This window comes from Chitinophaga sp. GbtcB8 (assembly GCF_019091455.1).
Taxonomy (GTDB): Bacteria; Bacteroidota; Bacteroidia; order Chitinophagales; family Chitinophagaceae; genus Chitinophaga.
Genome location: NZ_JAGXJN010000068.1, coordinates 1 through 14447, shown reverse-complemented (window position 1 = coordinate 14447; position 14447 = coordinate 1). Strand labels below are relative to the sequence as shown.

Sequence of the window (14447 nt, the reverse complement as noted above, 5' to 3'; positions counted from 1 at the left end):
TTATACATACTACCTGCGCATTGCCCGCTTCACCAGCTTCCTTAATAGCATCTGCAGCAAAAGCAGGGGGTACAAATATGATAGATACATCAGCCCCGGTGGCTTTTACCGCATCTTTCACCGTATTAAATACCGGGCGCTCCAGGTGGGTGGAGCCTCCTTTACCGGGTGTTACGCCACCTACTACCTGGGTTCCATATTCTATCATCTGCGTAGCATGGAAAGTACCTTCTGTACCGGTAAATCCCTGCACTATTACCTTGCTCTGCTTATTAAGTAAAACACTCATTACGCTTGGTTTATTAGTTATACTATTATTAGTTAAATCCTTTTCAGGGGGCAAAAATAAAACTACCAAAGCCAAATACCAAACCTTTCAGATAGCAAGTTGGCAGTAGGTAGTTCCCGGTAGGCTGTTCCGGCGCAGCTTAATTTGGCTGTAGCAGGGCTGTCTGGCTGCCGCTATTTCCCCGGTTTGTCGCCCGGGAGGCGCTCGCGCCAGTTCTTATCCCGGAACATTTCCATTTGCCGCATTTCCTTGGCATCCCGGAGAAATTCGGAGGCAAAAATAAAGTCGTTCAGCTTCTCGTCTTTTGAGAAAATGATCTCCTCATTGCTGCCTTCCCACTGTTTTACGCCCTGGTACATGTAAATGATATGGTCCCCGCTTTCCATTACGGTGTTCATATCATGGGTATTGATCACGGTAGTGATGGTATATTCAAGGGTCAGCTCTTTGATCAGCTTATCTATGAGCAGGGAAGTCTGCGGGTCCAGGCCGGAGTTGGGTTCATCACAGAACAGGTATTTGGGGTTCAGCACAATAGCCCGGGCAATGCCCACCCTTTTTTTCATACCCCCGCTTATTTCAGCGGGAAAACGTTTGGCGGCGTCTTTCAGGTTCACCCGGTCCAGGCATTCCATTACCCGCTTCTTTTTTTCCTTGTAGCTGCCTTTACCAAACATATCCAGGGGGAACATCACATTCTGCTCCACCGTCATACTGTCAAACAGGGCCGATCCCTGGAACAGCATTCCTATTTCCTGGCGGATGGCTTTTTTTTCGTGCTCGTCCATTGCAGTAAAATCCTGGTCATTGTACAGGATAGTACCGCTGTTCACCGTCATCAGGCCTACTATGCACTTCATCATCACCGTTTTACCGCTGCCGCTGGAGCCAATGATCAGGTTCACCTTACCGGATTCCATGGTAGCGGACACGCCTTTCAGTATCTCCTTATCACCAAATCCTTTTTTAATATCTCTTAGTTCGATCATAGTTTCATTCGTCGGTCCATGGACTATTTACAGCAATATTGCCGATAACGCATAATCCGAAAATAATATCAGCACACAGCTTACCACTACGGCCGTAGTGCTGGCCTTACCTATTTCCAGCGCGCCCCCCTGTACATTGTAGCCGTAGTAGGCGGATACGCTGGATATGATAAACGCAAAGGTGTACGATTTGCTGAGGGCAAAAAAGATGTTATAGATCTTCAGCTCCTGGCGCAGGCCCTGTATAAATTCATCATTGGAAATAATACCGGCCATCTCACCGGCCATTTTGCCACCCCAGATACCCAGGAAACCGGCAATGACCACCAAACAGGGAATGGTTAACAGGGCGCCCAGGATCTTAGGCATCACCAGGTATCCCCTGGTATTAATACCCATGATCTCCAGCGCATCTATCTGTTCGGAAATACGCATGTTACCCAGCTCTGATGCTATTTTAGACCCTACCACACCGGCCAGCACTATGCTGGTGAGGGTAGGCGCAAATTCCAGGATAATGGTATCTCTTACAATCTGGGCTATGGTGGCTTTGGGAATAATGGGACTTACCAGCTGGTAAGCGGTTTGCAGGGTGGTAACCCCTCCCATGAACAGGGAAATGATGAATACAATACCTAATGAGCCAATGCCTATATCCACGCTCTGCTGCATCAGCTGCTTCCAGTACATTTTCGGATTCTCCGGTTTGGAGAACATTCCCTTCAGCATCAGCAAATAAGCTCCAAAATGGTAAAAGAATCTAAATTCCATAGATTTTCAAAGATAGTAAAATAGTAATGAGAATGACTGTTAGCTAATAGCTAATAGCCAAAAGCTAATGGCTGCTACCTCAGGCTTTGTACCAGCAGCCGCTTCAGGCTCCGTTCAATGATCTCGCCCATGGTTTTGCTTTTGGCAAATACGGGATCTTCATAATACTGGGCCAGCTCATCGCCCAGCTGCTGAATTTTCTCGGGGAAAGATACATGGTCCGTCATAATAACATCACGCAGGTCTTTAATACGGTGGCGCTGTACCTTAATACGGCGGGCAATCAGCGCCCGCTCCTCCTGCTGGTATTGTTTCACCACTTCTGCATTCAGGTGTTTTATAGCCAGGTCCACAAACACACGATTTTCCTTAAAGAACTGGGGCATGTACAGGGTGCGCTTGCCTTCATAGAACTGCTGGTCAAAATCAATAGCGCGTATGCGGAACTGCACATCATCAAAATCCGGTGTAATATCAAATACAAAGTTGTAAGAGCGCATATCGCCCAGCAGGCGCACAAAACAGCGCTCATTGAACTTTACAAACTCCTTGGCTATACGTTTGGGGTTAAATTCAGGCCGCTGCAGGTAATGCAGAATAAACTGGTCGCCCGGCACGCCGGCAATATGCTCTTCCACCAGGGTATTCCCATCTACCAGAAAGTTCATCCAGTACGGGGAAAGAATGTGTTCCAGCTCCAGGCCGTAAATACGGGAGGCATCGGCTATTTTAATATAGAAATAGTCGTACACCTCGTTATAATTATTGACGATCTTAATACGGAAAGGGTGCGAGTTACCAAAGGTGCAGTAGTCAATACGCTCTATGTGCAGGTGCTCTTCAGCAGCCTGGTCGCCGCCGGCTTTCAGATAGGAGTAAATGCGTTTCAGCCCTGCGTGCAGCTGCCCTACCATGCTTTGCGGGTACAGTACAGTTTCCCATAAAGTATCTTTCCCGCTTTTATCATATACCGGTATACTGCTTTCATAATACCGCAGCTCCTCATAGGATACCGGCAGCTGCAATTCCCTTTCATACAGCTTCAGGTATCTTCTGAATGCCTGGTTGAGCGGAAAGAATATTTTTTTGCGGGAAATATGTTGCATGTGCTGATGTGCTAATATGCTAATGTGCTGGTGTGTAAATTAATACAAATACACCAGCACATTAGCACATCAGCATATTAGCAAATTATTTCTTCTTTTTCTTCGGGTCCTCCACTTCCTTGCAGCATTTATGCTGGGCATCTACCACGGCAATATTCACCATGTTCACAATTTGCCGTACGGTGCTGCCTAACTGTAATATATGCACGGGCTTTTTCATACCCAGCAGCACGGGGCCTATGGCATCAAAGCCGGCTACTTCCTGCAGCAGGTTATAGGCAATATTACCGGCGCTCAGGTTCGGGAAAATGAGGGTGTTCACGTCCTCCCCTATCAGCTCGGAAAAAGGATAACTATCTTTTAAAATTTCCTGGTTAAAGGCCATAGCGGCCTGTATTTCCCCATCTACTATCAGGGTAGGGTCCATTTTCTTTACCAGCTCCCGGGCCTTGCTTACCATTTGCGCTTCCGGCGTGGGGCTGGATCCAAAGTTGGAATAAGAGACCATGGCTATACGCGGTTCAATATTGAACAGGCGCACTTCCTTGGCCACCATTATGGTGATCTCTGCCAGCTCTTCGGAGGTGGGGTTAAAGTTCACCGTGGTATCGGCCAGGAACAGCGGGCCGCGTTTGGTATTAATGATGTACATACCGGCCACGCGTTTGGCGCCTTCTTCCATACCTATTACATGTAACGCCGGGCGTATAGTATCCGGGTACTTGCGGGTAAGGCCGGAAATAAGGGCATCGGCCTCGCCGGTTTCCACCAGCATACAGCCAAAATAGTTACGTTCCCGCATGATCTTATTGGCCTCATACTTATTAAATCCTTTACGCTGCCGCTTTGCAAAGAACAGCTCCCCAAAGCGGTGGCGCTTTTCCTGCATTTCATCGCTCTTAGGGTCAATGATCACCGTATCATCTATTTCAATACCATTTTCCTCTGCCAGGCGGCGGATGCGGGCTTCATTACCCAGCAACATGGGGTAGGCTATTCCCTCATCCCGCACTACCTGTGCGGCTTTCAGCACTTTCAGGTTATCTGCTTCCGCAAATACCACCTTGCGCGGATCCTGGCGGGCTTTGGTACCAATTACGCGGAACAGGTGATTATCCAGCCCCAGGCGGTGGTTCAGCTCATCCCGGTAAGCTTCCCAGTTGGTAATGGCTTTCTGGGCCACCCCGCTTTCCATGGCGGCGCGGGCCACCGCAGGCGCTACCATGCTGAGCAGGCGCGGGTCAAGCGGTTTGGGAATAATATAGGTAGGACCAAAAAATATGCTGCGTTCATTATAAGCCAGGTTCACCATATCCGGTACAGGCTCCTTGGCCAGCTCTGCCAGGGCATGTACTGCTGCCAGCTTCATGGCCTCGTTGATCTGTGTGGCCCTTACATCCAGCGCACCCCGGGAAATGTAGGGGAAACCCAGCACGATATTTACCTGGTTGGGATAATCGAAGCGGCCGGTTGCAAAAATAATGTCCGGCCGGGCCTGTATAGCCAGCTCGTAGGCTATTTCAGGGTCCGGGTTGGCCATGGCAAATACAATGGGCTGCTTGGCCATGCTTTTTACCATTTCCGGGGTTACTACATTACCTACAGACAGGCCCACAAATACATCGGCGCCTTTCATAGCGGCTGCCAGCTCAGTTACTTTGGAGGTGGTGGCAAACTGCAGGTGCATCTCAGTAAGGTCTGTACGCTGTTTGGTTATAACGCCGTTCTTATCGAACATGATAAAGTTCTCCGGTTTGGCGCCCAGGGCTACGTACAGCTTTACGCAGGCCATGGCGGCTGCGCCGGCGCCGTTTATTACAAACTTTACCTTTTCTATTTTCTTTTTCACCAGCTCCAGCGCATTCAGCAGGGCCGCGCTGGATATAATGGCGGTGCCATGCTGATCATCGTGCATAATGGGGATCTTCAGCTCTTTTTTCAGGCGCTCCTCAATGGCAAAACATTCGGGGCTTTTAATATCCTCCAGGTTAATGCCGCCAAATGTAGGCTCCAGCGCTTTTACCACCTGCACAAACTCATCTACCCCGCGGGCATTCAGCTCAATATCAAATACATCTATATCCGCAAATATTTTGAATAACACCCCCTTGCCTTCCATAACGGGTTTGCTGGCTTCCGGGCCAATATCGCCCAGGCCCAGCACAGCTGTACCATTGCTTATAACCGCTACCAGGTTACTTTTAGCCGTGTATTTGTATACATTTTCCACGTCGTTATGAATTTCCTTGCAGGGCTCTGCTACCCCGGGAGAGTAAGCCAGTGAAAGGTCCCATTGTGTTTTGGTGTTTTTTGTAGGTATTACCTCAATTTTGCCTGGCCTGCCTAATGCATGGTAGTCCAGCGCATCCTGCTTATTCAGTTTTTTTCTCGCCATAAATAAATTATAAAAGACCGTTCGGGGCTGCAATATACAAAGTATTGGCCTATGGCTAAATGACCCAATGGTTGTATGACACAGGAAGGCACTGCTGTTTAAGCATAAATTATTACATTTACGCAGTTAAAACACTGGCAAATATCATGATACAACGCATTCAAAGTCTATACCTGTTGCTGGCCGCCGGCGCCGGCACTGCTACCTGGTTTTTGAACTTATGGAAGGCTAAGCTCAGCAATAACACTGAAAGTTATTTTAACGCCCAATCCAGCTTCCTGGTATTTGTTCTTTATATGCTTATTGTACTGCTGGCCCTGATCTGTATTTTCCTGTACAAGAACCGTAAACTGCAGTTCCGCCTAACGGTGATCAATATACTTTTTGCTATTGCTGCTATTATCCTGCAATATTTTAAAGTACAGGACCATGCCAATACGCTGGTAAGCTCCGGCGTAAGCATTATTTCCGCTACCTATTTACCCGGCGCCTTTTTACCGGTGCTGATATTAATATTCCTGTTCCTGGCCGCCCGGGGTATTTATAAGGATGAAAAGCTGATCAAATCCCTGGACCGGCTGCGATAAGCCACCAGCAAGCCAAAAGAATGTAAAATGTAAAATCTTAAATCATAAATGTAAAAGTAAAATGCCGCGAGCATGGGTCTGTACCCGGTATCGCGGCATTTTACTTTTACGTTTGAAATTTTACATTTATGATTTTACATTTTATAACACTTTAACTGTTTGTTATCTTTTGGTCATTTGCACCCGCGCGCTGCTGTTATCCGTGATAACAGAATCCAGGATCATTTTTGAAATATACGGCTGAAAATGTTTGCGGTCCGGGTAGTTGTATACATTATTCGTAATAGCGTTGATACCTGAAAAATCATACAGGCGGCTGCCAAAACAGCGCTGCAGAATGGCCATATCCGCCGGGGCAAATTTCTCCTGGTCATACAAAGGCGTTATTACAATATAGTAGCTGGTATTATGTTTTTCAAAGATGTTTTTCATGTTTAACAGCATCCGCTCTTCCCCTGCTGAGATCTGCTGCGGCCTGTACTGCTGCGTAGTGCTTCTTTTATATAAGAACCCGTTTGCTTTCAGCGAATCCATTTTATGCATGAACTTTTCATCGTGCAGCACATCGCCATAAGTAGCAATAATACTGTCTGTACAAAAGTGCTTGCAATCATTGGTCACCGGGTCTGATTCCCAGTTGGGGTATATACCGCCGCTTACCGGCATACCGCAAAGGATCTTTATCTTATCTGCATTCAGAGAGGAAAAAAAGCTCTTATAATGGCTGAGCATATAATCCTTTTCACTCTTCCGGGTTAGCAGGTAATGGTCTGAGGGGTGGCAGGCGCCGTCATTTTCAAAAGTGTCATCCGTATCCAGGTATATAACCACGTTGCTGATGTTATATCCCAACGTATCCAGCAGCTTTAGCTTTTCATCTATACCGCCAATACTTTCATTCCAGTTGGCGTAATGGAAAAAATGTGCATTGGGAATTTTTTGCTGCAGGTAACAGGCATATATACCGGTGGTACGGCTGCTGCCAAAAATGAAAGAGTTATACTTGGTGTTAGGCGCCTTCAGCAGCTTTTTGGTAGACAAGTCCCCCAGCTGCTGAAAAGAGTATTTCCAGGAGTAATTATTATACTGTTTAAAATCAGCATACACATCCCTTTTCATATACAGCAGCGTTGGCACCAGTACCAGGATAAAAGGAATAATGCTGAAGGAAAATATTCTTACAATGAACTTGCGCATAACCTAAAACTGAAAATAAATAAATTCTTGTTCCTTACCACCAAACCAGATGATAGCAAAAATGATGGTATAGTATAAGGCATACCGCAATGGTTTTTTCCACTGCAGGCCAAAATCGGCAATTGCATACGGCTGCTCCCGGCCCCTCCATTCAATTAATATGAACAGTATTACCAGCAGTATAACGGTGAGCGGTTTTACCTCCGGTATGCTAAACAATGATGGTTTAAAGATGCCTGCAATGTAGCTGATGGCATGGTGTATATCTGCCGCGCGGAAAAAGATCCAGGCCAGCACCGTTAACCCGAATGTGAGCAGGATGCTGAAAAATTCCCGGAACGTAGGGAAGGTTTTACCCTGTGCTACGGTTTCAAGATTATTACGGTTATTGTTGGTAAGCAGCAGCGGTAAAAAGTACACGGCATTTAATGCGCCCCATACAATAAACGTCCATGCTGCGCCGTGCCAGAAACCACTTACAATAAAAATAATAAAGGTATTACGCACCTTCATCCAGGTGCCGCCACGGCTGCCGCCCAGCGGTATGTACAGGTAATCCCTGAACCAGCTGGAAAGGGAAATATGCCAGCGCCGCCAGAACTCCGCAATATCGCGGGAGAAATACGGGTAAGCAAAGTTCCTTAACAGCTCTATGCCAAACAGCCTGGCTGTACCCAGGGCTATATCCGAATAACCGGAAAAGTCAGCATAGATCTGGAAGGTGAAGAACAACGCCCCCAGCACCAGCGTGCTGCCGGAGTAGGTGGCTGAATGGTTGAAGATCTGGTTAGCGTATTCCGCACAGTTATCTGCAATTACAATTTTCTTAAAAAGCCCCCACAAGATCTGCCGCAAACCATCTACTGCTTTGGCGTAATTGAAATGCCGCTCCCGCTGGATCTGTGGCAGCAGGTGTGTAGCTCTTTCAATAGGACCCGCCACCAGCAAGGGAAAGAAGCTCACGAACAAGGCATAGTCAATAAAATTCTTCTCTGCCTTTATGCGGTTCTTATAAATATCTATCACGTAAGAGAGGCCATGGAAGGTGTAGAACGAAATGCCAATGGGCAGTATGATCTTTATAGTCCATGGATTTACGTGTAGCCCTAATTGTGAGAGCCCATCTGCAAAAGAGGTTACAAAAAAGTTATAGTACTTGAATACGCCCAGGAAACCCAGGTTCACAGAAATACTTAACCAGAACCAGAATTTTTTCACGCCGGCGCTGTTGGTATCCGACATTTTTAATCCTGTATAATAATCCAGCAGCGTAGAGAAAATGAGCAGGAACATAAACCGCCAATCCCAGCAGGCATAAAAGAAATAGCTGGCAACCAGCAGCAGGATGTTTTGCAGTTTCAGTTTGTTGTTAGCCAGCCAATAGAGCCCTAATACTATCGGTAAAAAGATGGCAAAATCAATAGAGTTAAATAACATACAGTTCGATTATAAAGTATATGGCAGGTGTAATATTATACTATGGTTTTTCTTCTCACGAACTATATCAAATATACATCAGCGGGCTCATTTTTAATAACACAATAAGCGCTACTGGTGCGCCGTTGCAATAAAAAAGCACACCATTTGGTGTGCTCATTTAAGTAATACTTATATTAGTTATTACAGGTATTTACCCGTATAACTTTCCTTTACTTTCTTTAATCCCGTAGGTACCCCGGTATACAGCAGGTTACCGCCGCCCGCGCCACCTTCCGGCCCCAGGTCTATTAACCAGTCGGCACTGCGTATCACATCCAGGTTATGTTCTATCACCAATACAGTATGGCCCTGGTCAATGAGGGCATTAAATGAATTCAGCAGTTTTTTAATGTCGTGGAAATGCAGGCCTGTAGTGGGTTCATCAAAAATGAAAAGGATATGCCCCTGTGCACGGCCTTTACCCAGGAAGGATGCCAGCTTTACACGCTGCGCTTCGCCGCCGCTCAGGGTATCGCTGCTTTGGCCCAGCTTCACATATCCCAAACCCACATCGCTTAAGGGGCGTATTTTGTTGCACACATCTTTTTCCTCTTTAAAAAAGTCCAGCGCTTCATCTACTCCCATTTCCAGCACATCATAAATGCTTTTGCCTTTATAGTTCACTTCCAGCACTTCATCTTTAAAACGTTTACCACCGCAGCTTTCACAGGTCAGGTGCACATCTGCCAGGAACTGCATTTCTACAATCACCTCTCCTTCTCCCTTACAGGCGTCACAACGGCCGCCATCTACATTAAAGGAAAAATGTTTGGCCTGGAAACCGCGCATTTTGCTCAGCGGCTGTTTGGAGAACAGGTCGCGGATCTCATCATACGCTTTTATATAGGTAACCGGGTTAGAGCGGGATGATTTACCGATCGGGTTCTGATCTATCATCTCTATCTGCGTAACATCATCTACCGCGCCTTTTAAGGCCCGGTGCTGCCCTACCCTTTCTGCAAACTCGCCTTTCAGCTTCATAAGGGCCGGGTACAGGATCTGCTTTACCAGGGTGGTTTTACCGGAGCCGCTTACGCCGCTCACCACACATAACACCTGCAAGGGAAAGTCTACGGAAATATTCTTGAGGTTATGCTGCCGGCAGCCTTCCAGGGTAATGGCTTTTTTCCATTTACGCACATGCGTGGGCGGATCTATGGTAAGGGCGCCGCTCAGGTATTTACCGGTAAGGCTGTTGGGATCTTTCAGCATAGTGGGATAATCGCCGGCAAAGATCACTTCCCCACCCAGGTGGCTGGCCAGCGGTCCCATATCTATAATGTAATCCGCTTCCTCCATCATCTGCTCATCATGCTCCACTACCACCACGGTATTACCCAGGTTACGCAGCTCTTTCAGCACGCCTATCAGGCGGTGCGTATCGCGGGCATGCAGGCCAATACTGGGTTCATCCAGTATGTATAATGAGTTGGTAAGGTTACTGCCCAGGGAGCGGGTAAGCTGTATACGCTGGCTTTCCCCGCCACTGAGCGTATTGGCTACGCGGTTCATGGTAAGGTAGCCCAAACCTACATCCAGCAAGGTTTTAATGCGGTGGTGCACTTCTATCAGGATACGTTTGGCCACCTGCTGATCGTACTCGCTGAGGGCCAGCTCATCAAACCACTGTTTCAGATCCGTTACCGGCATATCTACCAGGTCCGCAATATTTTTACCGCCTATTTTCACATACAGCGCTTCTTTACGCAGCCTGCCGCCGCCACATTCATGGCATACGGTACGGCCCCGGTAGCGTGCCTGCAGCACACGGTATTGCACCTTGTACAGGTTTTGCTCCACCATTTTAAAGAACTCGTTGATGCCGTAAAAATGTTCGTTACCGCTCCACAGCAACTTTTGCTGCTCATCAGACAGTTCTGCAATAGGCTTATGTACGGGGAAGTTGAATTTACGGGATGCTTTAATGAGCGTTTCTTTATACTCACCCATCTTCTCTCCGCGCCAGGGCGCAATGCCGCCTTCATACACGCTTAAGCGTTTATCCGGTATTACCAGGTCGGGGTCTATTCCCAGCACCTGGCCAAAACCTTCACATACCGGGCAGGCGCCGTAAGGGTTGTTAAAGGAGAACAGGTTGGGCACCGGCTCTTCAAACTGCACACCATCCAGCTCAAAACGGCTGGAGAAATGCTGCTGCCGGCTGCCATCGATCTCTATCAGGCAATCGCCTTCACTTTCATAGAATGCTGTTTGCACACTGTCTGCAAGGCGGTGTTTATCATCTTCATCAAAATCCTTTGCCACCACGCGGTCTATCAGCACATAGGTATTTTCGTTGATAGCGGGTTTCTTTTCTTCCAGCAGCTCTTCAATACGCTGCATTTGCCCGCCGTCGTTACCACTCATATACAGGCGGGAAAAACCTTTCTGCATCAGGATGTTCAGCTCCTCCTTTACATCACGTTTGGCATGCCGCCGGAAAGGTACCAGGATCTGTACTTTAGCCCCCGCAGGCAGCTTGGTAATGAAGTCCACCACATCGCTCACCTCATGCTTTTTAACCAGCTGGCCGGATACGGGCGAATATGTTTTACCAATACGTGCAAACAACAAACGCAGGTAATCATAGATCTCCGTCATAGATCCCACGGTACTGCGGGGCGTGCGGGTGATCACCTTTTGTTCAATAGCAATGGCCGGACAGATCCCTTTGATATAGTCCACATCCGGTTTGTTCATACGCATCAGGAACTGCCGGGCGTAGGAGCTGAGGCTTTCCGCATAACGGCGCTGCCCTTCTGCATACAGGGTGTCCATAGTCAGGGACGACTTACCGGACCCTGATACCCCGGTTACTACTACCAGCTTACTGCGGGGAATAGCTACGCTTACATTTTTGAGATTATGTACCCGGGCGCCTTTTATGAAAATATGATCTTGTGTGCTAACTGACTGATCATCAATTACTGCTTCCTGTTTCTTAACTTTTGTAGCCATGATTATTGGGCAAATTTCCACGAAAAAGTTGACAATCTGAATAGGTCCACGGTTCAGGGACCAGGCTCACTGTCGATTTTTATTAAGCAATGTATCCGTTACAGATGGGGAAACGGTTCTGTGAAAAAGGGTCCCGCCAAATGTATCTCCGAAAGTAAGATTTTCTGGTGAAAGTTAAGGAAACAGATACCACAGCCTTGCCCTGCCTAGCATCCGTTTTTGGATTTTCTAAACTTTTACTGCCCTCCTGACGTATATACTAACATACCTTCTGAATTGCGGTTGCCGGCTTTACGAATATGGGGTACAATTCCCCATATTAGATATTATTCGTATAGCCGCAAATGAGCGCGGACAGCGGGGTAGCAGGAACGAATAAAGCTGATAATGTTGGAGTTACGCTTTTTAGCCGGGGCGGGGCAGGGCTAACCGTTGCTGGCAGGCAAATACAGCGGGTTAAATGTGTCGATGAATTCCCGGCGAAATTTATTTTGGAGAAGTTGTTTTTATAAACTATTCAATTATATTTGCATCCAGACGATCACCTATACCCTTAGAACAGAACAGCGAATTTTAACCAAAAAAAACATCCAAATTATAGCATAAACTCTACTCAAACAAACACCTACAGACTGTTAGGTCCGTATTATTTACTCACCCGTCTATTAGTAGAAAGTTTATGCAAGTAATGTATAAATTAAGCGATGAACAATTGATTACCCTTTTCAAAAAGGGGCACACCTCTGCATTGGAGGAATTAGTGCAACGGCATAAGGATAAGCTGTTTACTTCAATCGTATTACTCGTAAAAGATCCCTTCCTAGCTGAAGACATTTTCCAGGATACCTTTATTAAGATTATTGACACGATCCGCGCGGAACGTTATACGGAGAAAGGTAAGTTCCTTCCCTGGGCTATGCGTATTGCACACAACCTGTGTGTAGACCATTTCCGGAAGATTAAACGTACCCCTGTTATTAAGACCGGCGATGATAAAGACATCTTTAATGTGCTGGGCTTCAGCGACAGCTGTGCAGAGGACAAGATGATCACACGCCAGAGCCATGACCGGGTACGTAAAATGCTGGATATGCTGCCGGAAGAACAACGGGAGGTAATTATCCTGCGGCACTACGCTGAATTAAGTTTCAAAGAAATTGCAGACCTCACGCAAGTGAGCATCAATACCGCATTAGGCCGTATGCGTTACGGTCTGATCAATCTCCGGAAGATGATGACGGAGAAGCAGATTTGTTTGTAATAATCCCTTTTTTGCTTGCCATCAACGGGCGGCCGGCGAAAGTCCGACCGCTCGTTCATTTTTAGGAGGGGCAGCTTTTTAGTTGGCTGTTAGCAATTGGCTATTAGCTGTTAGCTGCCTTTAGCGGTTGCGGCCTGGTTTATGTGGCCCCTATGGGCTTTTCAGGAGTTTTGTTTTTTTAGTTATGTCGCCTGTCAGCAATTACATTTTGCATGCCTTTATTCTACCTAATCATATCAGGTACACTTCAATTACAATTGCAACTTAATTCATTGCACCTGCGCCTGTCGTGCACATTTATCTGATATATACTTTCGCCAATCACTATTGCAACTTTCATTACTTGCACCTGCTGCCTGCTTTACGCAATTCTGGCAACCGCACTTCATCAATTGCATTACAACTCAATTATTTGTATCGTTATCAATACAATCATCACATCTCTTTTCATCAACCACCATTGCAACTTTAATTACTTGCGTCAGCGGCTACCTCTTATCTCCACCATCGCAGTCCTGATCTTTCCTGCCCTACGTCCTCATAGTGTTAACTGCTAACAGCTAACATCTCTGATTAACATCTCTCATACACCACTGCTGCTCCCTGCCCTACCCCTACACACATAGTGGCCAGGCCATAACGTGCTGCCGGCCTGCGTTTCAGCTCATGTAACAAGGTAGTGGTAATACGTGCGCCACTGCAGCCCAGCGGATGCCCGATGGCGATAGAGCCACCGTTCACATTCACCTTTGCAGGGTCCAGGCCCAGATCGCGGATACAGGCCAGGGACTGGGAGGCAAATGCTTCATTCAATTCTGCCAGGTCCAGCTGGCCTGCTGTTAAACCGGCACGCTGCAAAGCTTTGGTAGTAGCCGGTACCGGGCCAATGCCCATAATGGAAGGGTCTACCCCTGCAATGGCCATGGCCTTTATTTGCGCGATGGGTGTGAGCCCGAAACGCTTTAAGGCGCTTTCCGAAACGATCATCACCATAGAAGCGCCGTCGTTAATACCGGACGAGTTACCTGCTGTTACCGTACCATCTTTTGCAAACGCAGGTTTCAGGGCGGCCAGCTTTTCCAGGAAGGTTTCCCGGGGCGGTTCGTCTTTGGAGAATACTACGCGCTCCTCCTTATTGGGCGTGATCTCTACGGGAATGATCTCCGCCTCCCACCTGCCGGCAGTAAAGGCCTCTTTATATTTTTGCTGGCTGTTAAAGGCAAACAGGTCCTGCTCCTCCCGGCTAATGTTCCATTGCCGGGCTACATTCTCCGCAGTTTCCCCCATAGAATAGGGGTAATACATCTCCGCCAGCTTTTTATTGGTAAAGCGCCAGCCAATAGTGCTGTCATGTACTTCGGCGCTACGGCTAAAGGGCCCGTCTGCCTTGGCCATTACAAAAGGTGCGCGGGTCA

The 14447-nt window shown here is 47.2% G+C and carries 10 protein-coding genes and 1 pseudogene; 2 read left to right on the top strand and 9 right to left on the bottom strand.

What is annotated here, in order from left to right; all coding sequences use genetic code 11:
- The 5 genes and pseudogenes from KVT36_RS30990 to KVT36_RS30970 form a co-directional block, all read right to left on the bottom strand.
- Positions 1 to 289 (bottom strand): annotated as a pseudogene (locus tag KVT36_RS30990) (succinate--CoA ligase subunit alpha); the annotation flags it as partial.
- A 173-nt stretch (positions 290 to 462) separates the two neighbouring features.
- The gene (locus tag KVT36_RS30985; RefSeq protein ID WP_217607301.1) at positions 463 to 1278 is read right to left on the bottom strand and encodes an ABC transporter ATP-binding protein; all 816 of its coding nucleotides are present in this window, start codon (positions 1276 to 1278) and stop codon (positions 463 to 465) included.
- A gap of 27 nt (positions 1279 to 1305) precedes the next feature.
- Positions 1306 to 2049, bottom strand: a complete 744-nt coding sequence (locus KVT36_RS30980; RefSeq protein ID WP_217607300.1) for an ABC transporter permease — start codon at positions 2047 to 2049, stop codon at positions 1306 to 1308.
- Between the two features lie 74 nt (positions 2050 to 2123).
- The gene (locus KVT36_RS30975) at positions 2124 to 3155 is read right to left on the bottom strand and encodes a hypothetical protein (RefSeq protein ID WP_217607299.1); all 1032 of its coding nucleotides are present in this window, start codon (positions 3153 to 3155) and stop codon (positions 2124 to 2126) included.
- Between the two features lie 85 nt (positions 3156 to 3240).
- Positions 3241 to 5550 (bottom strand): NADP-dependent malic enzyme, encoded by a 2310-nt coding sequence (locus tag KVT36_RS30970; protein ID WP_217607298.1) that lies wholly within the window; start codon positions 5548 to 5550, stop codon positions 3241 to 3243.
- Positions 5551 to 5696: 146 nt separating this feature from the next.
- Between KVT36_RS30970 and KVT36_RS30965 the strand changes: the two genes are divergently transcribed.
- Positions 5697 to 6137, top strand: a complete 441-nt coding sequence (locus tag KVT36_RS30965; protein ID WP_217607297.1) for a DUF4293 domain-containing protein — start codon at positions 5697 to 5699, stop codon at positions 6135 to 6137.
- A gap of 162 nt (positions 6138 to 6299) precedes the next feature.
- Here KVT36_RS30965 and KVT36_RS30960 read toward each other — a convergent pair whose 3' ends face one another.
- The 3 genes from KVT36_RS30960 to uvrA form a co-directional block, all read right to left on the bottom strand.
- Entirely contained in the window at positions 6300 to 7334 is a 1035-nt protein-coding gene (locus KVT36_RS30960; protein WP_217607296.1) for a hypothetical protein, read from the bottom strand.
- 3 nt (positions 7335 to 7337) lie between these two features.
- Positions 7338 to 8771, bottom strand: a complete 1434-nt coding sequence (locus KVT36_RS30955; RefSeq protein WP_217607295.1) for an MBOAT family protein — start codon at positions 8769 to 8771, stop codon at positions 7338 to 7340.
- A gap of 183 nt (positions 8772 to 8954) precedes the next feature.
- The gene (uvrA, locus tag KVT36_RS30950; RefSeq protein ID WP_217607294.1) at positions 8955 to 11771 is read right to left on the bottom strand and encodes an excinuclease ABC subunit UvrA; all 2817 of its coding nucleotides are present in this window, start codon (positions 11769 to 11771) and stop codon (positions 8955 to 8957) included.
- A 679-nt stretch (positions 11772 to 12450) separates the two neighbouring features.
- Between uvrA and KVT36_RS30945 the strand changes: the two genes are divergently transcribed.
- Positions 12451 to 13032, top strand: a complete 582-nt coding sequence (locus KVT36_RS30945) for an RNA polymerase sigma factor (protein WP_238386724.1) — start codon at positions 12451 to 12453, stop codon at positions 13030 to 13032.
- Positions 13033 to 13605: 573 nt separating this feature from the next.
- On the opposite strand, the gene KVT36_RS30940 is transcribed toward KVT36_RS30945, so the two are convergent.
- A partial coding sequence (locus KVT36_RS30940) for an acetyl-CoA C-acyltransferase (RefSeq protein ID WP_217607293.1) occupies positions 13606 to 14447 on the bottom strand: 842 nt, incomplete at its 5' end.

Coding starts and splice junctions, on each gene's coding strand:
- KVT36_RS30985 (WP_217607301.1), bottom strand. CDS start 1,278: ATGATCGAACTAAGAGATATTAAAAAAGGATTTGGTGATAAGGAGATA.
- KVT36_RS30980 (WP_217607300.1), bottom strand. CDS start 2,049: ATGGAATTTAGATTCTTTTACCATTTTGGAGCTTATTTGCTGATGCTG.
- KVT36_RS30975 (WP_217607299.1), bottom strand. CDS start 3,155: ATGCAACATATTTCCCGCAAAAAAATATTCTTTCCGCTCAACCAGGCA.
- KVT36_RS30970 (WP_217607298.1), bottom strand. CDS start 5,550: ATGGCGAGAAAAAAACTGAATAAGCAGGATGCGCTGGACTACCATGCA.
- KVT36_RS30965 (WP_217607297.1), top strand. CDS start 5,697: ATGATACAACGCATTCAAAGTCTATACCTGTTGCTGGCCGCCGGCGCC.
- KVT36_RS30960 (WP_217607296.1), bottom strand. CDS start 7,334: ATGCGCAAGTTCATTGTAAGAATATTTTCCTTCAGCATTATTCCTTTT.
- KVT36_RS30955 (WP_217607295.1), bottom strand. CDS start 8,771: ATGTTATTTAACTCTATTGATTTTGCCATCTTTTTACCGATAGTATTA.
- uvrA (WP_217607294.1), bottom strand. CDS start 11,771: ATGGCTACAAAAGTTAAGAAACAGGAAGCAGTAATTGATGATCAGTCA.
- KVT36_RS30945 (WP_238386724.1), top strand. CDS start 12,451: ATGCAAGTAATGTATAAATTAAGCGATGAACAATTGATTACCCTTTTC.